General features: G+C 64.7%; 20 protein-coding genes. 14 read left to right on the top strand and 6 right to left on the bottom strand.

Annotation, left to right across the window (positions count from 1 at the left end; translation table 11 throughout):
* The first annotated feature begins 8 nt into the window (after positions 1 to 8).
* The 6 genes from ACSS7Z_RS04565 (at position 9) to ACSS7Z_RS04540 (ending at position 6,248) form a co-directional block, all read left to right on the top strand.
* A complete protein-coding gene (locus tag ACSS7Z_RS04565) occupies positions 9 to 359 on the top strand; it encodes a Fe-S protein (RefSeq protein ID WP_438253302.1) in 351 nt (116 codons plus the stop codon).
* 180 nt (positions 360 to 539) lie between these two features.
* Positions 540 to 1,715, top strand: coding sequence for an ABC transporter substrate-binding protein (locus ACSS7Z_RS04560; RefSeq protein WP_438253301.1), 1,176 nt, complete (start codon positions 540 to 542; stop codon positions 1,713 to 1,715).
* Between the two features lie 25 nt (positions 1,716 to 1,740).
* Positions 1,741 to 2,616, top strand: a complete 876-nt coding sequence (locus ACSS7Z_RS04555; protein WP_438253300.1) for a branched-chain amino acid ABC transporter permease — start codon at positions 1,741 to 1,743, stop codon at positions 2,614 to 2,616.
* Positions 2,616 to 4,310 carry a branched-chain amino acid ABC transporter ATP-binding protein/permease gene (locus ACSS7Z_RS04550; protein ID WP_438253299.1) on the top strand — a complete coding sequence of 565 codons (1,695 nt, stop codon included), beginning with the start codon at positions 2,616 to 2,618 and terminating at the stop codon, positions 4,308 to 4,310. Before ACSS7Z_RS04555 ends, ACSS7Z_RS04550 begins: the two co-directional genes overlap by 1 nt.
* Complete coding sequence (locus tag ACSS7Z_RS04545; protein ID WP_438253298.1) at positions 4,297 to 5,028, top strand: ABC transporter ATP-binding protein; 732 nt, start codon at positions 4,297 to 4,299, stop codon at positions 5,026 to 5,028. The genes ACSS7Z_RS04550 and ACSS7Z_RS04545 overlap by 14 nt, the downstream gene beginning before the upstream one ends.
* Positions 5,025 to 6,248, top strand: a complete 1,224-nt coding sequence (locus ACSS7Z_RS04540; RefSeq protein ID WP_438253297.1) for an alpha-hydroxy acid oxidase — start codon at positions 5,025 to 5,027, stop codon at positions 6,246 to 6,248. The genes ACSS7Z_RS04545 and ACSS7Z_RS04540 overlap by 4 nt, the downstream gene beginning before the upstream one ends.
* An 11-nt stretch (positions 6,249 to 6,259) precedes the next feature.
* Here ACSS7Z_RS04540 and ACSS7Z_RS04535 read toward each other — a convergent pair whose 3' ends face one another.
* Both ACSS7Z_RS04535 and ACSS7Z_RS04530 read right to left on the bottom strand, forming a co-directional pair.
* Positions 6,260 to 7,513 (bottom strand): HNH endonuclease signature motif containing protein, encoded by a 1,254-nt coding sequence (locus tag ACSS7Z_RS04535; protein ID WP_438253296.1) that lies wholly within the window; start codon positions 7,511 to 7,513, stop codon positions 6,260 to 6,262.
* Between the two features lie 73 nt (positions 7,514 to 7,586).
* Positions 7,587 to 8,618, bottom strand: coding sequence for a S66 family peptidase (locus ACSS7Z_RS04530; protein ID WP_438253295.1), 1,032 nt, complete (start codon positions 8,616 to 8,618; stop codon positions 7,587 to 7,589).
* 72 nt (positions 8,619 to 8,690) lie between these two features.
* Here ACSS7Z_RS04530 and ACSS7Z_RS04525 point away from each other — a divergent pair, with 72 nt between their 5' ends.
* Together ACSS7Z_RS04525 and ACSS7Z_RS04520 are read left to right on the top strand one after the other, a co-directional pair.
* A complete protein-coding gene (locus ACSS7Z_RS04525; protein ID WP_438253294.1) occupies positions 8,691 to 8,897 on the top strand; it encodes an AsnC family protein in 207 nt (68 codons plus the stop codon).
* 25 nt (positions 8,898 to 8,922) lie between these two features.
* Complete coding sequence (locus ACSS7Z_RS04520; protein WP_438253293.1) at positions 8,923 to 10,842, top strand: ABC transporter ATP-binding protein; 1,920 nt, start codon at positions 8,923 to 8,925, stop codon at positions 10,840 to 10,842.
* Between the two features lie 84 nt (positions 10,843 to 10,926).
* Here the strand turns inward: ACSS7Z_RS04520 and ACSS7Z_RS04515 are convergent, their stop codons facing one another.
* Complete coding sequence (locus ACSS7Z_RS04515; protein WP_438253292.1) at positions 10,927 to 12,792, bottom strand: phosphoenolpyruvate carboxykinase (GTP); 1,866 nt, start codon at positions 12,790 to 12,792, stop codon at positions 10,927 to 10,929.
* 110 nt (positions 12,793 to 12,902) lie between these two features.
* On the opposite strand from ACSS7Z_RS04515, the gene ACSS7Z_RS04510 reads away from it, so the two are divergent.
* Complete coding sequence (locus ACSS7Z_RS04510) at positions 12,903 to 14,342, top strand: helix-turn-helix domain-containing protein (RefSeq protein ID WP_438253291.1); 1,440 nt, start codon at positions 12,903 to 12,905, stop codon at positions 14,340 to 14,342.
* A gap of 87 nt (positions 14,343 to 14,429) precedes the next feature.
* Here ACSS7Z_RS04510 and ACSS7Z_RS04505 read toward each other — a convergent pair whose 3' ends face one another.
* Positions 14,430 to 15,584 carry a winged helix DNA-binding domain-containing protein gene (locus ACSS7Z_RS04505; protein WP_438253290.1) on the bottom strand — a complete coding sequence of 385 codons (1,155 nt, stop codon included), beginning with the start codon at positions 15,582 to 15,584 and terminating at the stop codon, positions 14,430 to 14,432.
* On the opposite strand from ACSS7Z_RS04505, the gene ACSS7Z_RS04500 reads away from it, so the two are divergent.
* On the top strand, positions 15,583 to 16,230 hold the full coding sequence (locus ACSS7Z_RS04500; protein ID WP_438253289.1) for an HAD-IA family hydrolase: 648 nt from the start codon (positions 15,583 to 15,585) through the stop codon (positions 16,228 to 16,230). The two genes, ACSS7Z_RS04505 and ACSS7Z_RS04500, sit on opposite strands and share 2 nt — an antisense overlap.
* On the opposite strand, the gene murQ is transcribed toward ACSS7Z_RS04500, so the two are convergent.
* Together murQ and ACSS7Z_RS04490 are read right to left on the bottom strand one after the other, a co-directional pair.
* Positions 16,223 to 17,158, bottom strand: coding sequence for an N-acetylmuramic acid 6-phosphate etherase (gene murQ, locus ACSS7Z_RS04495; RefSeq protein ID WP_438253288.1), 936 nt, complete (start codon positions 17,156 to 17,158; stop codon positions 16,223 to 16,225). The genes ACSS7Z_RS04500 and murQ overlap by 8 nt on opposite strands.
* Positions 17,148 to 18,035, bottom strand: a complete 888-nt coding sequence (locus ACSS7Z_RS04490; RefSeq protein WP_438253287.1) for an N-acetylglucosamine kinase — start codon at positions 18,033 to 18,035, stop codon at positions 17,148 to 17,150. The genes murQ and ACSS7Z_RS04490 overlap by 11 nt, the downstream gene beginning before the upstream one ends.
* 147 nt (positions 18,036 to 18,182) lie before the next feature.
* On the opposite strand from ACSS7Z_RS04490, the gene ACSS7Z_RS04485 reads away from it, so the two are divergent.
* The 4 genes from ACSS7Z_RS04485 (at position 18,183) to ACSS7Z_RS04470 (ending at position 22,202) form a co-directional block, all read left to right on the top strand.
* The gene (locus ACSS7Z_RS04485) at positions 18,183 to 19,040 is read left to right on the top strand and encodes a MurR/RpiR family transcriptional regulator (RefSeq protein WP_438253286.1); all 858 of its coding nucleotides are present in this window, start codon (positions 18,183 to 18,185) and stop codon (positions 19,038 to 19,040) included.
* A gap of 122 nt (positions 19,041 to 19,162) precedes the next feature.
* On the top strand, positions 19,163 to 20,155 hold the full coding sequence (locus ACSS7Z_RS04480) for a GNAT family N-acetyltransferase (protein WP_438253285.1): 993 nt from the start codon (positions 19,163 to 19,165) through the stop codon (positions 20,153 to 20,155).
* On the top strand, positions 20,148 to 20,840 hold the full coding sequence (locus tag ACSS7Z_RS04475) for a PIG-L deacetylase family protein (protein ID WP_438253284.1): 693 nt from the start codon (positions 20,148 to 20,150) through the stop codon (positions 20,838 to 20,840). The genes ACSS7Z_RS04480 and ACSS7Z_RS04475 overlap by 8 nt, the downstream gene beginning before the upstream one ends.
* A 45-nt stretch (positions 20,841 to 20,885) precedes the next feature.
* Positions 20,886 to 22,202 (top strand): ABC transporter substrate-binding protein, encoded by a 1,317-nt coding sequence (locus ACSS7Z_RS04470; RefSeq protein ID WP_438253283.1) that lies wholly within the window; start codon positions 20,886 to 20,888, stop codon positions 22,200 to 22,202.
* Positions 22,203 to 22,238: the final 36 nt, after the last annotated feature.

Raw genomic sequence — 22,238 nt, 5'->3', positions numbered from 1 at the left:
GTGAGGACATGGAGACCCTGCGCCACGTCGTCGTATTCATTCACCTCATCGGCTTTGCCACGCTCTTCGGATCGTGGGCTGTGCAGGCCTTCGGCGGGAAGCGCGAGTTCACCCGCCTGATGAGCATCGGAATGGCGATCGCTGCTGTTGCAGGTCTCGCTCTTGCAGCCCCGTGGGGCATCGAGGGTGACATGAACTACGCAAAGATCGGCACCAAGCTCGTGGTTCTGCTGATCATCGGCGCACTGTTGGGCATCGGTACATCGAAGCAGCGCAAGACCGGCAGCGTCGCACCGGCCGTCTTCTGGCTCGTGGGCATCCTGACGCTCGTCAACGCCGGTATCGCCGTCCTCTGGTGACTCGCCGGGCTGCTTGTCATGACAACAAGCTGTGATCTTGCCTATAATCGATCCGTTGCCGTAAACGCGCGCCCATCACAGAGGCTGAGGCGCTGCAACCCCTGAGAAGCTCCGCCATACCCCTGCACCGGCGGAACCGATCCGCGGCTTATCCACCCTGCCTCACGATCGGAGAATCACATGCGCTACTTGCTTCGCACTGCTGTCGTCCTGTCTGCTTCCGCCCTCGTCCTCACTGGCTGCGCAGCCAGCGGCGGCGGCGAGTCCGGCGGAGAAGCCGGCGCTCTGAAGGGTTCCGGCAGCGGTGACAGCTGTGTCATCGACGCGACCGTTCCCGTCGGCGCGGCGCTCAGCCTGACCGGTGGTGCTGCCAGCTACGGCGAGTCGCAGCAGAAGGGCCTCGAGCTCGCGCTTGAGCACCTTAATGCTGAAGACGGCGTCGAGTACGACCTGACCATCGAAGACGACGGCACCGACCCGCGCCAGGCGATTTCCGTGTTCGAGGGCTTCGCTGCCAACGGCACCAGCGCCGTCATCGGACCTACCCTCTCCAACACCGCTTTCCAGGCACAGCCGGTCGCGCAGGAAGCGGGCCTTCCGGTCGTCGCCATCTCCAACACGGCAGAGGGCATCACCGCGCAGGGCGACTTCATCTTCCGCGACTCGCTCACCGAGGGCCAGGTCATCCCGCAGACGATCCAGGCCGCCACCGAGAAGCTCGGCCTGGAGAAGGTCGTCGTCATGTACAGCAACGATGACGCCTTCACCGAGTCCGGGTACGAGGTCATGGCATCCTCTCTCGAGGACTCCGGCGTTGAGATCCTCGACACACTGACCTTCTCGGTCAGCGACACTGACTTCCGCAGCCTGCTGACGGCCGCCAAGGAACTCCAGCCCGACGCGATCGTCGTCTCCGCGCTCATCGAGGCGGCAATCCCGCTCGTCACCCAGGCCCGCGAGCTCGGCATCGACCAGCCCATCATCGGCGGCAACGGGTTCAACAACCCGCAGCTGATGGCGGATGCTGGCGAAGCCGCTGAGGACGTCATCGTCGGCGCTGCCTGGAACTCTGCTTCTGACAGCCCCGAGAACACCGAGTTCATGGCGGCGTTCGAGGAGAAGTTCGGCTCGGCGCCTGACCAGTTCGCTGCACAGGCATACACCGGTCTGCTGGTCATCGACCACGCGGTTCGCGTGAACTGCTCGGGCGAGCGCACCGATGTCCAGGATGGCCTCACCCAGGTGAAGGATCTGGCGACCCCGCTGGGCTCGCTGACAATCAACGCTGACCGTGACGCTGAGCACCCGGCAGTGGTGCAGATCGTCAAGGACGGCTCCTTCGCCGTGATGAACTAACCGTCTCCCTCCCTGAGGACACACCATGCAGCAGTTGCTCAATGGCCTGTTTCTCGGTTCGATCTATGCGCTGTTCGCTATCGGGTTCACCCTGGTATTCGGCATCCTGGATCGGCTGAACCTGGCTCATCCCTCGGCGTTCGCCGCTTCGGCATTCGTCGGAATCTGGCTCACCGAGGCCTACGATCTTCCGATCGGCGTTGTGCTGATCCTGGTGTTCCTCTTCGGAGGCATCCTGGGTCTGCTCATCGAACGCATCGCCTTTCGCCCGTTGCGGGACCGACCAGACGCGCACTTCGCGGGTCTGATCTCGTCCATCGCGCTCGGCGGCATGGTGATCGCACTGCTGCAGGCATTCTTCGGACCGAACACCCGCCGCTTCCCGGCGGGGACGGTATCTGATGAGTCCCTTCAGATCGGCGGGGTGACAGCAAGCTATCTGCAGCTGGCAATCCTCGCGATCTCGCTGGGACTGATGATCGCCCTCACCATTTTGGTGAAGCGATCGTCACTGGGACGCTCGATGCGGGCGGTGGCGGAGAACCCCACCGCCGCCCGCGTTCTCGGCGTGAATGTCGACCGGGTAACCTCCCTCACCTTCGCGATATCGACGGCGCTCGGCGCTGTTGCGGGTGTGTTGTTCGCTCTGAACGTCAATAGCGCCCAGCTCGGCATGGGAACCGCGATCGAGCTCAAAGGGCTCGCCGTCATCATCGTCGGCGGTATGGGCTCTCTTCCCGGCGCGTTGATCGGCGGGCTGATCCTCGGTATCGCCGAGGTCTTCACGATCCAGTACGTCGGATCGAGCTGGCGTGATCTGATCGCGTTCGCTCTGCTGTTCCTGATTCTGCTGCTGCGACCACAGGGACTGTTCGGTAAGCGGAAGGTGCGGGAAGTCTGATGTTCTTCACGGAGTCGACTCTCGTCTTCATCGCGATGAACGGCGTCTTCGCGTTCTCGTTCTACGCGGTTCTCGTCGCCGGCCAGCTGAGCCTTGCTCAGGCCGGATTCGCTGGACTGTCCGCATTCGTCGCAGCCAGCATCGCCCCCGCTCCGACCGAGTGGGGCCCGCTCCCCACCCTGCTGTTCGCGATGTTCGTTGGCATGGTGGTGGGCGCTCTCGCCGCTGTCATCCTCGGTCTTCCGACGATGAAGCTGCGCGGGGTGTTCCTCGCCATCGCGACCCTCGGATTCGCCGAGGCGATGCGCATCTTCATCCTCAACGCCGAATGGACCGGCGGTGCGCAGGGCATGTCCGTGCCGAAGATCATGACCCCGGTCATCGCCTGGGTCGTGCTGATCATCGTCGCTTACTGGTTCTGGCGTCAGACCCGCTCACGCTACGGCCGGGCGCTGGAGGCGATCCGCGAGGACGAACTCGCCGCGCGTTCCATCGGCATCAACGTCGGCGGGCACCGCCTGACCGCATTCGTCTCGGCCGGTGTGCTCGCCGGGCTCTACGGCGTGATGTGGGCGTATTACATGCGCCTGATCGCACCGGAGGACTTCGCGTTCGAAACGGCCATCGATGGTCTGGTCACCGCGGTGGTCGGCGGAACGGCGAACTTCTTCGGACCGATCCTCGGCAGCGGCTTCCAGACCATGCTTCCGGAGATCCAACGCCTCATCGGGATCGAAGCGGGCTGGATCCGCCCGTTCCTATCCGGGCTGCTGCTGCTCATCGTCATCCTGTACCTGCCCGGCGGCATCGCGAGCCTGATCCCGCGTCGCAAGCAGCGCATCGATATCAGCGCTCTCGACATGGATGCTCCGGCAACCGGCCGCAGCCACCCCGCCGCGGGTGAAGTCATCGCCGAGTTGAAGGGTCTCTCGAAGGAATACGGCGGCGTACACGCTGTGCGCGGCGTCGATCTGACCATCCGAAGCGGCGAGGTCGTCGGCCTCATCGGACCCAACGGCGCCGGCAAGACCACGCTGGTCAACATGCTCAGTGGCCTGATCCCGCCGTCGGGCGGATCAGCGACGGTGCTTGGCGTGCAGATCGGCAAGACCCCGGTGCACAAGTTCGCGGCAGCGGGTGTGACCCGCACCTTCCAGCATTCGAAGCTCTTCAACCGCCTCACCGCTTTGGAGAACGTCCTCATCGGCGCCCACCTGGTCGCGAAGCCCACGTTCCTGCGTCGACTGATCTGGCTGCCCTCGGCGCGACGCGACGAGCGTCTCGCGCTGGAGCACGCCGCGCGCTGCCTGCGCCGGGTCGGTCTGCTCGACAAGGCGGATGTCACGGCCACCGCGCTGTCGTACGGCGACCAGCGTCGACTGGAGATCGCGCGGGCCCTTGCCGCCGATCCTTCCCTGCTGATCCTCGATGAACCGGCCGCCGGTATGAACCACGTCGAGGCCGAGGGCTTGTCGGAGCTCATCCGTTCGCTGGCGTCGGATGGCCTGACCATCATCTTCATCGAACACAACGTCGGCATGGTGCTGGGCACGTGCGACCACATCATCGTGCTGAACTTCGGTGAGGTGCTCGCCGATGGCACACCCGATGAGATCGCAGCCGATGAACGGGTGATCGAGGCGTACCTCGGCTCGGCCGACAGCGCGGATACGGAGGCCGATGACCATGTCTGAACCACTGCTCAGCGTGAAGGACCTCGTGGTCTCGTACGGACGCGTAGAGGCCGTCCGCAGCGTCTCCTTCGATGTCGCCCCGGGAGCACTCGTGACGCTGGTCGGAGCCAACGGCGCCGGCAAGTCATCGATCATCAATGCGATCTCGGGCATCGTGCGTCCGGCTTCGGGAACGATCACCTACGACGGTGCAGACATCACCCGCACCCGTTCGCACAAGCTGGTTCCTCGGGGCCTCGTCCAGGTGCCGGAGGGCCGTCAGATTCTGGCGACCATGACCATCGCCGAGAACCTGCGGATGGGTGCCCGCTCACAGGGGCGACGTGCCGGATCCGCGATCGACGAGATGTATCAGCGGTTCCCGGTGCTCGGTGAGCGTCGGTCGCTGGCAGCGGGTTCACTGTCGGGCGGCGAGCAGCAGATGCTCGCCATCGCCCGGGCCATGCTCGCGCAACCGCGTCTGGTGCTGATGGATGAGCCGTCCATGGGGCTGGCTCCGAAGATCGTCGACGGCGTGTTCGAGGTGATCTCTGAGATTCGTGCCACCGGCGCCACGGTGCTCCTGGTGGAGCAGAACGCTCGTCGTGCGCTGCAGGCAGCGGACGAGGGACACATCCTGCAGAACGGCTCAGTCGTGCGCTCGGGTGCGGCATCCGATCTGCTCGCCGATGACGACATCATCCAGGCGTACTTGGGTACCGGAGGCACAACCGCGTGAGTGTCTCCCGCCGGCGCATCCGGCGCCGCATCCCCACCTGGTCAGCCGTAGCTCCGCTGCTCGGATTCCGTCGTCCTGTGCTCGATCCCGTCGAGCGACGGCTGCGCGCAGCGTTGACGGTGAAGGATCTGGCGCAGGTAGCTCGGCGCACGACGCCGCGCTCCGTGTTCGACTATGTGCACGGGGCAGCGGAGGACGAGCTCAGCCTGCGCCGGGCGCGCTCGGCATTCTCCTCGGTGGAGTTCTCGCCCCGCGTCCTGCGCGACGTCGGCGCCGTGGACACGTCCACGATGATTCTGGGGCGTCCGGCCTCTTTCCCGTTGATCATGGCGCCCACCGGATTCACCCGGATGATGCATCATGAGGGCGAGATCGCGGTCTCACGTGCTGCGGCGCGGGCCGGAGTTCCATACAGCCTCTCGACGATGGGCACGACGTCACCGCGTGCCCTGCAGGACGAGGCACCAGGAGACAACTGGTTCCAGCTGTACCTGTGGAAGGACCGCGAGGGAACGCTGCGGCTGATCGATGAGGCACGGTCCTCCGGTTTTGACACCCTCGTGCTGACCGTCGATACGCCGGTTGCCGGCAACCGGCTGCGGGACACCCGCAACGGCTTGACGATTCCGCCTGCTCTGAATGTGAAGACGATGTGGGACTTCGCCCTGCATCCGAACTGGTGGATCAATGTGCTCACGACCGACCCGATCGAGTTCGCGAGCCTGCGTTCCTTCGATGGCACGGTCGCAGAGCTCGTGGCGAAGATGTTCGATCCGACGCTGAGCTTCACAGATCTCGCGTGGCTGCGCGAACAGTGGGAGGGCAAGCTCGTCGTGAAGGGCATCCAGTCTGTTGAGGATGCCCGGCAGGTGGTGGATGCTGGCGCTGACGCACTGGTCGTCTCGAATCACGGCGGCCGGCAGCTCGACCGCGCACCTACTCCCCTGCGACTCCTACCCGAGGTCGCCGCTGCTGTGGATGGCCAGGCACAGGTCTTCTTGGATACCGGCATCCTGTCGGGAGCGGACGTGCTTGCAGCCGTCGGTCTCGGCGCCGACGCGTGCATGGTGGGCCGGGCGTACCTGTACGGCTTGATGGCTGGCGGCGAGCGCGGCGTCGATCGGATGCTGGAGATCATGCGCGCGGAAGCGGTGCGCACGATGCAGCTCACTGGTGTGAGCTCGATCGGGGAACTGCGCGGACGCGTCAGCTTGGGCTGACGCCACTTCGGTCAGACGAACATCACGCGAGGCGGCGGTTCGTCGATATACGTGGCGCCCGTTGGGCTCGTCCATGCGATCGCCCCACCGGGAAGCTGGGTGGCAGACCATCGATATCGTTCGTCGAGATCCGGATGCTTGAGCGTGTGATGCCCTTTGCAGAAGTGCGAAAGGTTGCAGATCTCGGTTGCTCCGCCCTTGGCGTGGTCATGATTGTGATCGATCTCGCAGCGGTGTACGGGCATCCGGCATCCGGGGAAGCGGCAGTGTCGATCTCTCGCCCGTAAAAATCGCTTCATCGAGGCTGTTGGCACGTAATTGTCAGTGGAAACGGCCATCCCCTCCGGATCGAGGAACAGGCGGGACCAGGATGTCGCTCTGCTGGCGAAGTCTCGAGCCAGGTCGGGGAGAACCGGCCCAGAGCCGTCGAGCTCAGCCATCCGCTCGTCGTCACCGGTGAGGGTGCTCGCGGTGAGCGTGATCTGCACGGTCGCCTTGATCGATTCGGCTGCCGTGCCCGTTACTGATTCGGCCTTTCCCGCCAGGAGGAGATCCATGATGATATCTGCGCGGATCTGGCCCATCGTTCGCCTGTCGGCATCGGGAGAGGTGTCATTCTTGTTCTGTTCGAAGACCACTTTGGCCATGGCTGTGGCACGATCCAAGGCGGCTCTGCCCAGCACTTCGGGCGTCGTGATGACAAGCTGGCCCATACCGTCGCTGAGAGAGTGGAACTGCGCGTTTCTCGTCTCGCGTGCGCTGCGGTGTCTTTCGCTGACACTGGCGGGAGCGATTGCTGCGACAAGTGCTTTGGCGTGCGCTCCGGTGCGGGCCGGGGTCTCGCCGACGGCGAACTCGAGTATGCGCGCCTGATACTGCGCGTAGGCATCTGCATCGCCATACGGCAGCCCGATTGTCGGCGGAATGATGACATCGACGTGTCGCTTGCTGATCAGCCCTGCCGCGTACGCCTTCGCGATTTCGGGGAGCTCTCGCCTCAGAGTGTCTGCTCGGCAGAAGTCGCCTTCTACCGTCCCCTGCGACATATTCGCCGCCGCCGCGAACTCGGCGGCCATCGAACGGAATGCCACGTCATGGTCGAAGGCACCCGGAGGCAGCTTCTCGCGCAGCATCGCGAACCGCTCGCCCATGATCTCGGCGCGCCGAGCCTCGAGCCGCGAGACTTCGGTTCCGAGCGTGGTCCATTCGTCCCGCAACGCGGATACGCGCTGGAACTCAACTTCGATGGGAGAGATATCTGCCATAGGTCAAGTATGGCATCTATCTTCTAATCCAACAAGGGCATACTTGCGTACTATCGAAATTATATTCGAAGTATCAGTAGCTGGCGAGCACCCGCTGTGCAGCGCCGTCCAGCGTGATGGTTCCGCCATAGGGAACGATCCACTGCGGCCTGGTGTGCCCGAATGGCACACCAACACAGACCACAGCATCCGCGTTGTAATGGGCGACGGTTTCGATCACGACGTCGCGCTGCGCATCCCGCAGCGCCTGTGCCTCATCCGGCGAAGGGTGGAACTCGAAATCGCTGACCGGCGGACGCGCGAAGACGACCCCTGAGACCGCCGCGAGGAGACCGCGCTCCCCCAAGCCGCGCAACCAGCGCCCCACCCATTCGGCCGAGGGACGCTCTTCGCTCGTCTCGGCGATCAGGATCGTACCCTCAAGCGCCGACAGTGCGGGCAGTCGGTCTGCGAGGGCCAGTTCATCGATCGATTCCAGGCAACCGCCCCAGGTGCGCCCGGATATGCGCACGGCAGGGCCCGCCCAGCTCCACGCTTCTGTAGGCACGCGATCACCGAACTCTGTGAGGGCGAGCGGATCTTCCCAGCGCTTGCCGACATCCTCGGACTCCCCCGGCTCGGTGAGCTCAAGCTCCCCACCACCCAACAGAGCCGCGCGTAAAGAGCGCAGATGAACGTCATCCACGGCGGGGCCGGGCCCGAGGTGTACCGCCGTTGACCCGCCATAGAACCCCGGGATGCCGATGCCCCAGAGCCAGTTCAGAATGTTGGTGTTATCGCTGTAACCGATGAACGGCTTCGGGTCGGCCTGCGCGAGCGTCGCGTCGAGGTGCGGAACGACAAGGGTCTGATCGTCGCCGCCGATGGTGGCAAGGATCGCTCGGATGCTGGGATCCGCGAAGGCCGCGTTGACATCCTCCGCCCGGGCTTCTGGTGACGCGTCGAGCTGACGGGTGGTCGGATACTCGACCGGGATGAGCCCGGTCAGCTCAGTCAGTCGCCGCAGCGCCTGCTCATGGATCTCCGGAGCCACCGCTGGCGCGGCAAACGCGGGCGAAAGGATGGCGACACGGTCGCCGGGAACAAGCTTGGGCACAGTCAGCATCCACTGATTCTCTCGCATGACCAGGCGTCAACATTGCTTGACGAACCCGAATCGTCAACATATATTGACGTTATGACTATTCGCACCGCACAAAGCCTCGAACCGGATGGCGAGCCGATCGCTGAACTGCACCGACTCGCCGGGATCCGCAGTGAGATCGCCCGCACCGAAGAGACACAGGTGCGGCGTGCGCGACTGGCCGGATATTCATGGCAGGCGATCGCCAGCGCGCTCGGAGTGACAAAACAGGCCGCACATAGGAAGTACGGTCGTAGGTAACCCCTTACTCAGATCGAGGTCTCGTATGTCTCGCACGGCGACCAGCCGCCGACGCGGACGCGGCGCACCGCAGGACGGCCCGCGCGCCACGTTCCGCCAGCTTCTCCCCTTCCTGTTCGAGCACAAGCGCACGCTGATCGTCGTCGCGATCCTCAGTGTGTTCGGAGCGGCCACCTCGCTCGCCCAGCCGTTGCTGGTCGGACAGGTCATCGTCGCGGTGCAGTCCAATCAGACGCTGGGAGTGCTCGTCTGGCTGCTGGTCGGCTTCGTGATCGTGTCATCCGTCATCTCCGGCTACCAGCACTATCTGCTGCAGCGCACCGGAACAGCCGTCGTGCATTCCAGTCGCCGTCAGCTCATCGCCCGCATCCTGCACCTGCCGATCCGCGAGTTCGACGCGCGCCGCACCGGCGATCTCGTCTCGCGCGTCGGGACCGACACGACGCTGCTGTATGCCGTACTCACGCAAGGACTTGCAGATGCCGTCGGCAGCGCGATCCTGTTCCTCGGCGCTCTGATCGCCATGCTGATCATCGATCCGATCCTGCTGCTCATCATCGTCGCCGTCGTGGGGCTCTCGCTGGCCGTGGTGGTCATGCTCAGCGGCCGAATCCGCACCGCCTCCACCGCGCAGCAGGTGAAGGTCGGCGAGCTCGCCTCGGCGGTCGAACGCGCCGTCGGTTCCATTCGCACCGTGCGCGCATCCGGTGCCACCGAACGCGAGACGACGTCGGTCTCACACCTGGCCGGCGAGGCGTACGGTTTCGGTGTGAAGATTGCCAAGGTGTCCGCTCTGGTCGTGCCGATCTCCGGTGTCGCACTGCAGCTGTCCCTGCTCGCCGTGCTCGGTGTGGGAGGATTCCGCGTTGCCGCGGGCGCTATCACCGTGGCCTCGCTCATCACGTTCGTGATGTTCCTGTTTATGATGCTCATGCCGCTGGCCACGACCTTCGGCGCCATCACCTCGGTCAACCAGGCGCTCGGCGCCCTCGGCCGCATCCAAGAGGTGCTTGATCTTCCCACCGAAGACCAGGAAGATGCCGCGATCGCCGCCGCCGTCCGAACAAGCGATGCTGATGCGGCCGCTGATCCTGCCACCGGGCGGGCAGTCGTCCCCGCGCTGTCGTTCCATGACGTGCGCTTCCGTTATCCGGATGCTGTCATCGCCGCCCGCGAGGCCGCCACGACCGAGGCGCACACCGTCCTCGTCGATGCGCACCTCGAAAGCAAGACGGATGATTCAGCCCTCGCGAAAGAAGAACATCGCGACGTACTCCGCGGCGTCTCCTTCGCAGTTCCACGCGGCTCCCGCGTCGCACTCGTCGGACCGAGCGGTGCAGGAAAGAGCACGATCCTCTCGCTGATCGAGAGGTTCTACGACCCGACTGGTGGTTCAATCCGCCTCGATGGTCACGACATCCGCACCTATCCGCGGACGGATCTGCGCGCGAACTTCGGCTACGTCGAGCAGGATGCCCCGACCCTCGCCGGCACGTTGGCCGATAATCTGCGGTTGGCGTCACCGGAGGCCACGGATGCCGACTGCGAACGTGTTCTGCGTGCCGTGAACCTGGGCGACGTGCTGGATCGCGGAGCGCTGGGACTGGAAACACCCGTCGGTGAGGATGGTGTGATGCTCTCCGGCGGTGAGCGTCAACGCCTCGCAATCGCCCGCGCTCTCCTCACCGAGGCCCCCATCCTGCTCTTGGACGAGTCGACATCATCTCTCGATGGGGTGAACGAGCAGCGCATGCGCGAAGCGATCGACGCGGTCTCTGCTGACCGCACGCTCATCGTGATCGCGCATCGGCTGTCCACCGTCGTCGACAGCGACCAGATCATCGTGCTGCAGGCTGGCGAGGTCGTGGGGCAGGGAACGCATACGGAACTCATCGAATCGACGCCACTGTACCGCGATCTGGCACGGCACCAGCTGCTGGCCTAGTCCCCCGAGCGGCTTAACGCGACGACAGGATGGCGGGACCACTCAGCCATGGGTATGTCCCTGCCATCCCGCCGTCGCGGGTCTTTACTTGGCCTGGGCGAGTCGGTAGCGCAGCGAAGCGAGCTCGGTGCGCAGCGCAGCCGGCAGCTTGTCACCGAAGGTGTCGTAGAACGCCTCTGTCGAGTCGGCTTCCTGCCGCCAAGCATCCGGATCAACAGCGAAGAGCTCGTCGAGATCCTGCTGGGGGATGTCGAGGTTGTCCAGGTTGAGATCGTCGATGATCGGCAGACGCCCGATCGGGCTGTCGACGGCGCCCACCTCGCCACTGATGCGGCGGATGATCCAGTCCACGACGCGCGAGTTATCGCCGAAACCGGGCCAGAGGAACCGGCCGTCTGCGCCGCGACGGAACCAGTTGACCTGGAAGATCCGCGGTGCACGGTCGAAGCGCAGCGACCGACCGACCTTCAACCAGTGCGCGAAGTAGTCGCCCATGTTGTAACCGCAGAACGGCAGCATGGCGAATGGGTCGCGGCGCAGTTCCCCGAGAGTCCCCTCAGCGGCGGCGGTGCGCTCGGAGGAGATCGTCGAGCCGAGGAAGACGCCATGCGTCCAATCCGTCGCCTCGACGACGAGCGGGACGTTGGTCGCACGACGACCGCCGAACAGGATGATGTCGAGCGGAACCGCTTCTTCCCAGTCGTCGGAGATCTGCGGGCACTGAGCTGCAGCCACGGTGAATCGAGAGTTCGGGTGTGCTGCGGGACGACCCGAGTCGGGAGTCCAGTCATTTCCCTGCCAGTCGACGAGGTTCGCCGGCGGGGCGTCCGTCAGGCCTTCCCACCACACGTCTCCGTCCGGGCGGAGTGCGACGTTGGTGAAGATCGTGTTGCCCCACAGGGTCTCGATCGCGGTGACGTTGGTTGATTCGCCGGTGCCCGGTGCGACGCCGAAGAAGCCAGCCTCGGGGTTGATCGCCCACATCCGGCCGTCTTCGCCGGGGCGGATCCAGGCGATATCGTCGCCGAGGGTTTCCACCGTCCATCCGGGGATGGTCGGGCGCAGCATGGCGAGGTTCGTCTTGCCGCACGCCGAGGGGAAGGCCGCGGCCACGTGGTAGGCCTTGCCCTTCGGGTCGATCACGCGGATGAGGAGCATGTGCTCGGCCAGCCAGCCCTCATCACGGGCGATGACCGAGGCGATGCGCAGTGCGAAGCACTTCTTGGCGAGGATGGCGTTGCCACCGTAGCCGGATCCGTAGGAGTAGACCTCGAGCGTGTCGGGGAAGTGGACGATGTACTTCTCGTCGCTGCAGGGCCACTCGACATCCTGCTCGCCTGGTGCCAGCGGCGCACCGACGGAGTGCACGGTCTTGACCCAGGGTGAGCCTTCAGCGATCTGACGGGTGACCGCGTCGCCGACGCGGGTCATGATGCCAATGGATGCTACGGCGTAGGCACTGTCGGTGACTTGAACGCCGATGTGCGAGAGCGGACCGCCGACGGCACCCATGGAGAACGGCACGACGTACATCGTGCGCCCGCGCATCGAGCCGGTGAAGATGTCGGTCATCGTTTCGCGGATCTGGGTCGGGTCCGCCCAGTTGTTCGTGGGACCAGCATCCTCTTCGCGCTCGGAGGCGATGAAGGTGCGCGCTTCGGTGCGCGCGACGTCGCTGGGGTTCGAGCGGGCCAGGTATGAGCCGGGCCGCCATTCGGGGTTGAGCTTGATCAGCTTCCCCTCGTCAACCAGACCGCGCAGCACCGCATCGTTCTCTGCTGGTGAGCCGCTGACCCAGTGCACGGAATCCGGCTGAGTAAGTGTTGCGATCCCGTCGACCCACGCGACCAGGTCAGCAAAGGCCTGCGTGTCATAGGTCGGCACAGCACCGAATGCCCGTGTCGGTGCAACAGCAGGGATGCGAGGTGTGAAGGTTTCGGCCATGGCCATGTCTGCTCCTTCGAAGAGATCGGCGTGTACCTCAATTCTTGACAGGATTCCGGTGGGGTTTCGGACTGATTGAGGTTAAAGAAGTGCGATTCTTTCGTTATGATCAAGGAATGAGCGACTCCGGCATCCATCTCACGACTCTCGGTCACCGCATCCGTCATCACCGACTCGCCCACGGGTTCACCCTCGATGAGCTCGGCGCGCAGGTCGGCGTCGCGGGTTCCCAGCTGAGCCTCATCGAGAACGGAAAGCGCGAGCCGAAGCTTTCCCTGCTGCAGGCGATCGCGCAGGCGACCGATACCGAGGTCGCCGATCTCATCTCCGGTGAGCCGCCCAACCGCCGTGCGGCGTTGGAAATCGAGCTGGAGCGCGCTCAGGTCAGCCCTGTGTTCCGCCAGCTCGGCATCACACCGGTTCGAGTCTCCAAAGGCATGCCCGACGAGACGATCGAGTCGATTCTCGGATTGCACCGCGAACTCCAACGTCGCGAGCGCGAGGCCATCGCCACTCCGGAAGAAGCGCGACGCGCGAACACCGAACTACGCCTGCGGATGCGAGCGCAGAACAACTACATCGGAGACATCGAGAAGCTCGCCGAGAAGCAACTGAAGGCGGCCGGGCACGTCAGCGGGGCGCTCACCCACCGCACCGTGATCATCATGGCCGAGAAGCTCGGCTTCGAACTCATCTATGCGAACGACCTGCCCCGGTCGACGCGCTCGATCACCGACCTCGAGAACAGCCGTATCTACCTGCCACCGGCATCCATCCCCGGCGGCCACGGCCTGCGCTCCATGGCGCTGCAGGCGATGGCGCATCGTCTGCTCGGGCACACTCCCCCGACCGACTACGCGAATTTCCTCGAGCAGCGCCTGGAGATCAACTACTTCGCGGCCTGCTGTCTGATGCCAGAAACCGCGTCCGTCGCTTTCCTGCAGCAGGCCAAGAAAGACCGCAACCTCGCCGTCGAGGACTTCCGCGATGCCTTCGGTGTGACCCACGAGGCCGCCGGAATGCGGATGACGAATCTGATGACCGAGCATCTAGGAATGCTGCTGCACTTCCTCCGCGTCGACGACACCGGCGCCATCACGCGCGTCTACGAGAACGATGATCTGCTCCTGCCGATGGATGTCACCGGCGCTGTGGAGGGCCAGCCGGTGTGCCGGAAGTTCCAGGCGCGCTCGGCGTTCACGCAGCAGAACCGCACCACCGAGCGTCACCAGTACACCGATACCCCTGCGGGCACTTTCTGGTGTGCGACGCAGACCGGAACCGCTGACGACGGCGAATACTCGATCACCGTTGGCGTGCCTTTCGACGATGCCCGCTGGTGGCGCGGACGAGAAACCGCCGAGCGTGCAGTGTCGTCCTGCCCCGATGAGGCGTGCTGCCGGCGCCCCACACCGGATCTGGCCTCGCGGTGGAGCAACAAGGCTTGGCCGAGCGCCCGCGTGCACACGCATATGTTCTCGCCATTGCCCCGCGGTGCATTCCCCGGCGTGGACGAGAACGACGTCTACACGTTCCTCGCCCGCCACGCCGAGTAGCTTTCCCCCCTTCACCCCCTTGCGAGTGTCCAGTTGTGGCTCCCTTTTCGCGCAAAACACAGCCACGCGCGAACACTCGAAACTAGATCAGTGGGTGATGAACGCTAAGTAGCGGGAGAGCGCGGGGGCTGCGTCGAGCGCGGTGCTGTGCGCGAACAGCTCGGCGATCGGTTCATCGCGGTGGCGACCGACGGCGGTGGAGTGACGCCAGGTGCCGGCCACGACCCCCTCGGCGACGATGATCGGACGCACCATGCCGTTCTTCGCTGGCCCGACCGTCGCGACATGCTCCGAAGGGCAGGCAACGGTGCGGTCAAGGTAGGAGATGTAGTACTCCTCAAAGGGTCCGAGCGCGACGACAGCGGCACCCTGTGACTGCCGCCTGGGGCGCGGATGTGCGATGAACTGCCCGTCGTCGAGCTGTCGGATGCGATCATCATCGACGGATGCCGCGGCCGCGGCCCGCGCGCCACCCAGGGTGATCCCTGCCCACCAGGCGAAGTCCTCCGCTGTCGCCGGACCGTGGCCGCGAACGTACCGGATGAACAGCTCAGCGGCCGGATCGCTCGGCCACGCGGCGCCAGCGACATGCTCTTCGACAAGCACGAAGCACTGCTCACGGGATGCACCGTCCGGGCGGGCCACGACAGGTCCCTGGCAGATCATTCCGCGCAGTGCAAGGCTCTGGATCGCGTGTAGCCCGCGCTGGTTGCTCGGATCGATGCCCACCTGCTCGAGGATCACGAAAAGCTCAGCGCGGGTCAGCGCGTTGCCGCCGGTCAGCGCCACTCGAACAGCGCGCTCGACGGTCGAGAGCGTCTCAGCGTCGAGTCCGAGTTCGCGGTAGCGCGGAGCTGCCATGCGCAGCTGTCGCTCACCTGTCACCTCCAGCATCCAGCCGAGGTCTTCAGCGGGGACGATGTGCAAGGTTCCGCGCTGCGTCCACGCGCGCACGAGTGAGCCCTGGTTGAAGAGCCGGTCGACATCACGAAGCGTCGGTGCACCGGTGGTGCGTGCGGCCAAAGCCCAGCGCCCGGCCCAGAACTCCTGCGCCTGCACCGCGAGCATGTGGCGCGCAGCATCCAGCACCGAGCGAGCCGGCGCACTCAGCCGGTGCGAGCGCAGGCGCTCCGCGCGGAGCAGGTGTGCGTCCATCGCTCCATCTTGCCGGGTGGCGTAGACGTTCGTCAGCACGTACCGCCGCGGCGTTTTCGCGGCCTGCTCCGGATAGCCTGATCCCATGACTGCGATCACCGCTCGTGCTGCCCTTCTCGACATGGACGGAACACTCGTCGATTCCACGGCCGTGGTCGAGCGACTGTGGTGGGAATGGGCGGCGCCGCACGGCCTCGACCGGAACACGGTGCTGGAGACCGTGCACGGCAGACAGGGTTGGCAGAGCATGTCCCTTCTGCTGCCGGAGCGCGATCATGCGGTCAATCTCGAGGAGAATGCACAGATGCTCGCCCGCGAGAGCGCCGAGGTCGACGGCGTCGTTGAGATCCCGGGTGCGGCTGCATTCCTGCGCGCACTGGCGCCGTTCCCGCACGCGATCGTCACATCGGCGAACGATGCTCTGATGACCGCACGGATGGCAGCGGCCAGTCTGAAGATCCCCAAGATCGCCATCACCGCGGAACGCGTGACGAGGAGCAAACCCGATCCAGAAGGGTTCCTGCTCGCCGCTTCAAGCCTCGGCATCGCCCCCGCAGACTGCGTGGTGTTTGAGGACTCCGGTGCGGGCATTCGTGCGGGACTGGACGCGGGGATGAGCGTCATCGGCGTGGGCCCGCACGCGCCCCGGTTCGCGCCAACGCATCACATCGAGGACCTCACGCAGGTCACCATCGCACCGACCGCCGGCGGGTTCGAGATTCAGATCAGCTGAGCGCGTCGATCGCGTCGCGAAGGATGCCGTGGGATCGCGCCAGCGCGGCGGTGGCATGCTCGGTATCGGCGCCGGTCGCCAGGGTGAGCAATGCGAGTTTCACCGAGCCGCCTGCCGCCTGCAGTGCCTGCGTCGCGTCCTCGATGCCCACACCGGCAAGCTGCGTCACTGTGCGGATCGAACGTGCATGCAGCTTCTCATTCGTGACGACCAGATCAACCATCACGCCGCGGTGAGTCTTGCCGAGCTTGATCATCGACAGGGTCGTGAGCATGTTAACGACGAGCTTCTGCGCGGTGCCCGCCTTCAGCCGCGTCGAGCCGGAGATGAACTCGGGCCCCGTGACCACTTCGATCGCGATCTCCGCCGCCGCGCCGATGTCCGAGCCGCGATTGGAGGCAACGGCTGCGGTGAACGCACCGATGCTCCGAGCGTATTTCAGTCCGCCTACGACGTACGGCGTGCGACCGGATGCCGAGATGCCGACGACGGTGTCGCGTTCGGCCAGCCCCAGTTCTTGAAGTGCGTGCCCCGCGGCTTCGATGTCGTCCTCGGCGTCCTCGACCGCTGATCGAATCGCCGTGTCACCGCCGGCGATCAGACCGACCACCATCGATGGATCGGTTCCGAATGTGGGTGGGCACTCGCTGGCGTCGAGCACGCCGATTCTCCCCGCGGTGCCGGCGCCGATGTAGATGAGCCGGCCGCCCCGACGGAATCGTTCGGTGATCCCGTCGACAGCGCGCGCGATCTCTTCGGCATGCTCGGCAACCGCGACCGGAACCCGCTGGTCCTCGGCGTTCATCCTTCGCACCAGCTCTGCGGTGTCGAGCAGGTCGAGGTCGCCACGTTCGCTTGTCACCGCCTCGGTGTCGAGGTGCGCCAGTACGTCCAGGAGCGCGGAAAGGCGGGTGGATTCATTCGGCACGATGGACGACCCTTTCATGCGGCAGATCGGTGCGACGCGTGAGAAGCACTGCCCCGTCGAAAGCGTCGCCGATCGCTGGGGCGACCGTGCGTCCGGCCGAGACGAGGGCGCGTTCGAGTTCGCGGCGGAACCAGGGGTGCGCCGTGAGGCCACCATGGAGGACGACCTCGGGGTCAGCGGACGCGGCGACAGCGGAAGCGGTGAGCAGGCCGATCGCTTCCCGCACAATGCCGGCGGCCACGTCGTCACCAGCTTCGGCTGCGTCAAGCACGAGAGGTGCGACGGTAGCCAGCCGACGAGCCGTCGCAGCCTCCTCGCCGAGCCACACGAGGACGTCGGCTGCGGGCTCGATCAGTGTGCGCAGAGCATCGGAGAGGGCTGTGTCGGCACCGAGCCCGTCTCGGAATCGCAGCGTCGCACGAATACCTTCGCGTCCGATCCAGGATCCACTGCCGAAGTCGCCGAGTTCTGGGCCCCATCCGTCCACGAGGCGCACACCGTCTGCATCGATGCCGAGCGCCGCAGCACCCGTGCCCGCGAGCAGGAGTGTTCCGGATGCACCGCCTCGTGCGCCGGCATGGGCGGTGACGACATCAGAGGTCACCGATGTCGGCGCTCCTGTCACCTCGGCGAGCTTTCGAGCGAGAGCGACGGCGGCATCGGACGCGGTCCACGCCCCCGCTGCGCCGATACCGAGCGCGCTGATGTCTCCGTGCTTCGGAAGCAGCGGAAGGATCGCAGCGAATGAGGCCTCAAGTCCGTCGCTCGTCGCGAGGCCGGGCGCACCTACGCCCGTACGCACAGTGCGCCCTTCGGCACTGATCACGGCAACCCTGCATTGGGATTTACCGAGATCGACCGCGACGATAGTCTGCACGATCGGCACCTCTCCACTCTCACGTCTTGGCATTGGTCGAAGCTTTTCGAAAAGACTCTACAGTCAAGTTACCCCTAATGAAAAGAATTTACCGCGTTGCGCACTCGACTGCGGCATAGTGTTATCCCAGACCCCAAAGGAGCACGGATGAGCATTCAGTCCACGATCGAAGCCGCCGCTTCGACGCTGCCGCCATCCCTGGCCCGCATTGCGACAGTCGTGAGGGAGAACCCATCCATCGTCATTGACATGACGATCAATGAGCTCGCCCAGGAATGCAGCACCTCGGTGGCCTCCGTCGTACGTTTCTGTCGCGCGATCGGCTTCAGCGGCTACGCCACCCTGCGCATGGCCCTGGCCACGGAACTCGGCAAGGAAGCCGCCCAGTTCCCCACTCGCGGCGCCTCGGGCTCGGAGATCTCTGACGATGACTCCCTGCGCGAAGCCGTTTCCAAACTGGCAGCCCTCGAACTTCTCGCCATCGAGGAGACCATCGGGCAGCTGGACTTCGACGTTCTGGAGGCAGCGATCGATGACATCGATCGCGCGGAACGCATCCTCCTGTACGGTATCGGCGCCAGCCAATTCGTCGCTGAAGATCTCACCCACAAGCTCCTTCGTGTCGGCCGAAACGCCCACGTACTCACCGACCCGCACGAGGCGGTCGCTGCAACCGTCCTCAATGCGGGTCGCACCGTCGCCATCGGATTTTCCCACTCTGGGGAGACCAACGAGACTGTACGGTTTCTCCGCACCGCAAGCGACAACGGCGCCTCCACCGTCGCGGTCACCTCGGCAAAAGGCTCTCGCCTTGCCCTCGCCTCCGACCACGCGCTGTTTACGGAAGTGCGAGAGTCCTCGTTTCGCGCCGGAGCCATGGTGAGCCGCATCGCCCAGCTCGCACTGATCGACTCTCTCTTCGTGGGCGTCGCCAAACGCCGCTTCGCTGACACCGTCGACGCCCTGCAACGCACTCGTGAGGCCACCCGCGCCCTGCGTGACTGAAATCACATCTTCGGACGCGTCGGACAGATCGTCATGTTTCCGTGATGTAAATCATCTTCACGTCTCTCGACATTTATGAACATTCTCGCCATACTGGGGTGATCCACAACGGCGAGAGGACGATGACGTTGATGCAGATCCCCGGCACTATCACGGTGCGAAGCTTCCGATCAGGTGATGGCACCGAGCTCGCCGAAGCCTGGACGAGAGCGGCTCCACAGGATGGGATCACCGCTCGCCGACTGCGTGATCTGATCCTCCTGGATCGCAACTTCGATGCCGATGGCCTGTTCATCGCCGAGGATCAGGGAACGATCGTTGGCGCCGCCTATGCCGTGCGCCGTCGAATCGCCCATGACGGCGACGACCTCGAACCGACCATCGGATGGATCCCGTTCTTCTTCGTCGTACCCGGACACCGCAGCCAGGGCCTGGGCCGCGCGTTGATCACCCAGGCGTTCGATTGGTTGCGCGCTCAGGGGATCCGCGAAGTCATCTTTTCGGCCTACACGCCGAACTACGTACTTCCCGGTCTTGATGCCCAGCGTTACCCCGCGGCGTCGGCCCTGCTCGCCTCGATGGGCTTCACCCGATTCGAGCATCCGAGCGCGATGGACCGCTCACTGATCGGCTACGAGATGCCCGTCGAGGTGCGTGAGCGCGTCGACGCTCTGCGCGACGACGGCTGGTACCTGGGCACTCCCAGCGACGATGACCTCGTACCTCTCATCCGCATCGCCGGAGAATCATTCAACTCCGATTGGGCGCGCGCGATCCGCGAAGGAATCGTCGGCGGCATGCCGACCGAGCGCATCATCATCGCCAAGGACCCCACAGGCACAGTGCTCGGTTGGGGTATGCACGGCACCTACGAGTCAGTCATCGAACGGTTCGGCCCGTTCGGTGTGCTCCCGGAAAGCCGCGGCACCGGGCTCGGCAAGGTATTGCTGCATCTCACCCTCGAGCGGATGACCGCACTCGGCGCGCACAGTGCCTGGTTCCTCTGGGCTGACGAGGGCTCGACAGCCTCTGCGCTCTACGCGAAGACCGGCTTCACGGCCACCCGTTCATTCGACATCCTGCGTGCTGAGATCGGAGAAACCAAGAATGTCTAAGACCGTCATCGCCGTCGGCGGCCACATCGGCGATATGGAACTGACCGCTGGGCCGACACTCGCGAAGGTCGTGCTCGAGGGCGGCCGCGCCATCATCATCGACTGCACCTACGGCGAGCGCGGGCATCCGACGCTCCTGCCGAGCGTGTACCGCGAGCAGAAGCTACACGAAGCGAAGTTTTTCGCGGAGACCATCGGTGCCGAGCTGATCACCCTCGACTACTCTGACGGCTTCTTGCCGGATGATGAGGCGGTGGCTGAGCAGATCGCGGCGGTGATCCGCGAGGCGAAGCCCGACATCCTCATCACCCATTGGTTGCACTCGATGCATCGGGACCACGAGCGGGCTGCGCGGGCCACCGAGCGCGCAGCGTTCCTGGCTTCCATACCGATCGAGGAGATCGATGCGGAGCGTCACTCGGTGCCCACCATCCTCTACGCCGAGAACTGGGAAGACATGGAGGGTTTCGCAGCAGACACCTTCTTCGACATCCCCGAAGAGGCGTACGAACGATGGCGCACCGGTATCCAGGAGCACGCTTTCGCCCGAGGAGAAACCTACGGCTTCCGCTTCATCGACTATTACTCGGCCCTCATGCAGGTCAAGGGATGCCTCGTCGGCGCGCAGCGCGCCGCAGCGTTCAAGAGTGCGGGCACGGAGAAGTTCGCGCTCGCCGGCCCCTGACCCACCCTGATTCACATTCACAACATCCCAAAGCAAAGGAAAGCCATGAAGAAGACAGTCCTCACGGCGACAGGCCTCGGCATCGTCGCCGCTCTGACCCTGTCCGGCTGCGCCGGCACTCCCGATTCCGGGGCCTCCGGCGACGGCACGCAGGAGATCACGTTCCTCACCCACTGGGGTCCGGATCAGGTCGCCATGCTCGAAGCCGCAGGTGACGCGTTCACCGCAGACAACCCCGACATCACCCTGACGGTGCAGTCAGTGCCGTTCGGCAACCTTCTTTCGACTCTGCGCACCCAGGGCACTTCGGCCAACGGACCGACCATCGTCGGCGCCTATGACGCGTGGCTTCCTGAACTCGTGCGCGACGGCCTCGCCGCACAGGCTCCGGCCGATGTCACCGACGATGTGACGGCAAACTGGCCGAGCGGAGTCGTCACGGCGGCCAGCAGTGCGGGTGACCTGTACGGCATCCCCAATGAGATCGACCTGTACGCACTGAACTACAACACCGCACTGTTCGAGGCGGCGGGCATCACCGAGGCACCAGCGGACTGGGACGCGCTCGTCGAGGATGCCGCCGCGCTGACCACCGGTGACCAGCAGGGCATCGGCTTCATCACGGGCTGGAACAGCGGTGCGGTGCATCCCTTCCTCTCACTGCTCGCCTCGAACGGCGGCACCTTCCTCAACGAGGACGGCACGGCGTCGAATCTCACCAGTGATGAGGCGTTGGAGACGGCCGAGCTGTACGAGACGCTTGTGAAGGCCGGATCGACGGACACCTCGAAGTCGACGGCCAACGCGAACACGACCGGCCCGTACCTCGACAACTTCGTCAACGCCAAGACCGGCATGCTCGTCATGGCGAACTGGTGGGAGAGCTCGCTCAAGGATGCTATGGGCGATTCCTTCTCCGACGTGGCGACTGCACCGATTCCCGTGGGCCCCAGCGGCACGGAGTCGAGCTCGATCTCGTACTCGTGGATGACGATCGTGAACAGCAAGGCAGACGAGGCCAAACAGGATGCTGCTTGGAAGTTCCTCAGCTATCTGAACGGGTCTGATTCGGGCGAGAACGGTTCTTCGGCGATGGGTGACATTCTCATCTCGATGGGTATCATGCCGACTCGCAATTCGGATATCGAGGCGCACGCTGACACACTCGGCACCCCCTTCCTGTCTACCTACGCCGAGGCCCTGGATGCTGCGACTCCGTTCCCGACCGTGCTCGGCGGACCTGCGGCAACCGATGCTCTGCAGGTCCAGATCGAAGCACTGCTGAACGGACAGATCGATGCGAAGACGGCTATGGAGAATGCCGCCCGCGACGTCGACGCCGCACTCGAGGCGGCCCAGTAGTAACACCGACAGTGAAGCGGGACTCCGCATAGGAGT

It is taken from the genome of Microbacterium wangyouchuni (genome assembly GCF_051546305.1).
Classification (GTDB): domain Bacteria; phylum Actinomycetota; class Actinomycetes; order Actinomycetales; family Microbacteriaceae; genus Microbacterium.
This window is presented reverse-complemented; position numbering and strand designations above follow the sequence as displayed.

Bases quoted from the DNA above. Each gene is read 5' to 3' on its own strand.
- ACSS7Z_RS04500 (WP_438253289.1), top strand. From the start codon at position 15,583: ATGACTGCGATCACCGCTCGTGCTGCCCTTCTCGACATGGACGGAACA.
- ACSS7Z_RS04550 (WP_438253299.1), top strand. From the start codon at position 2,616: ATGTTCTTCACGGAGTCGACTCTCGTCTTCATCGCGATGAACGGCGTC.
- ACSS7Z_RS04520 (WP_438253293.1), top strand. From the start codon at position 8,923: ATGTCTCGCACGGCGACCAGCCGCCGACGCGGACGCGGCGCACCGCAG.
- ACSS7Z_RS04505 (WP_438253290.1), bottom strand. From the start codon at position 15,584: ATGGGATCAGGCTATCCGGAGCAGGCCGCGAAAACGCCGCGGCGGTAC.
- ACSS7Z_RS04535 (WP_438253296.1), bottom strand. From the start codon at position 7,513: ATGGCAGATATCTCTCCCATCGAAGTTGAGTTCCAGCGCGTATCCGCG.
- ACSS7Z_RS04475 (WP_438253284.1), top strand. From the start codon at position 20,148: ATGTCTAAGACCGTCATCGCCGTCGGCGGCCACATCGGCGATATGGAA.
- ACSS7Z_RS04515 (WP_438253292.1), bottom strand. From the start codon at position 12,792: ATGGCCATGGCCGAAACCTTCACACCTCGCATCCCTGCTGTTGCACCG.
- ACSS7Z_RS04510 (WP_438253291.1), top strand. From the start codon at position 12,903: ATGAGCGACTCCGGCATCCATCTCACGACTCTCGGTCACCGCATCCGT.
- ACSS7Z_RS04485 (WP_438253286.1), top strand. From the start codon at position 18,183: ATGAGCATTCAGTCCACGATCGAAGCCGCCGCTTCGACGCTGCCGCCA.
- ACSS7Z_RS04470 (WP_438253283.1), top strand. From the start codon at position 20,886: ATGAAGAAGACAGTCCTCACGGCGACAGGCCTCGGCATCGTCGCCGCT.
- ACSS7Z_RS04530 (WP_438253295.1), bottom strand. From the start codon at position 8,618: ATGCTGACTGTGCCCAAGCTTGTTCCCGGCGACCGTGTCGCCATCCTT.
- ACSS7Z_RS04560 (WP_438253301.1), top strand. From the start codon at position 540: ATGCGCTACTTGCTTCGCACTGCTGTCGTCCTGTCTGCTTCCGCCCTC.
- ACSS7Z_RS04525 (WP_438253294.1), top strand. From the start codon at position 8,691: ATGACTATTCGCACCGCACAAAGCCTCGAACCGGATGGCGAGCCGATC.
- ACSS7Z_RS04565 (WP_438253302.1), top strand. From the start codon at position 9: ATGGAGACCCTGCGCCACGTCGTCGTATTCATTCACCTCATCGGCTTT.
- ACSS7Z_RS04545 (WP_438253298.1), top strand. From the start codon at position 4,297: ATGACCATGTCTGAACCACTGCTCAGCGTGAAGGACCTCGTGGTCTCG.
- ACSS7Z_RS04555 (WP_438253300.1), top strand. From the start codon at position 1,741: ATGCAGCAGTTGCTCAATGGCCTGTTTCTCGGTTCGATCTATGCGCTG.
- ACSS7Z_RS04480 (WP_438253285.1), top strand. From the start codon at position 19,163: ATGACGTTGATGCAGATCCCCGGCACTATCACGGTGCGAAGCTTCCGA.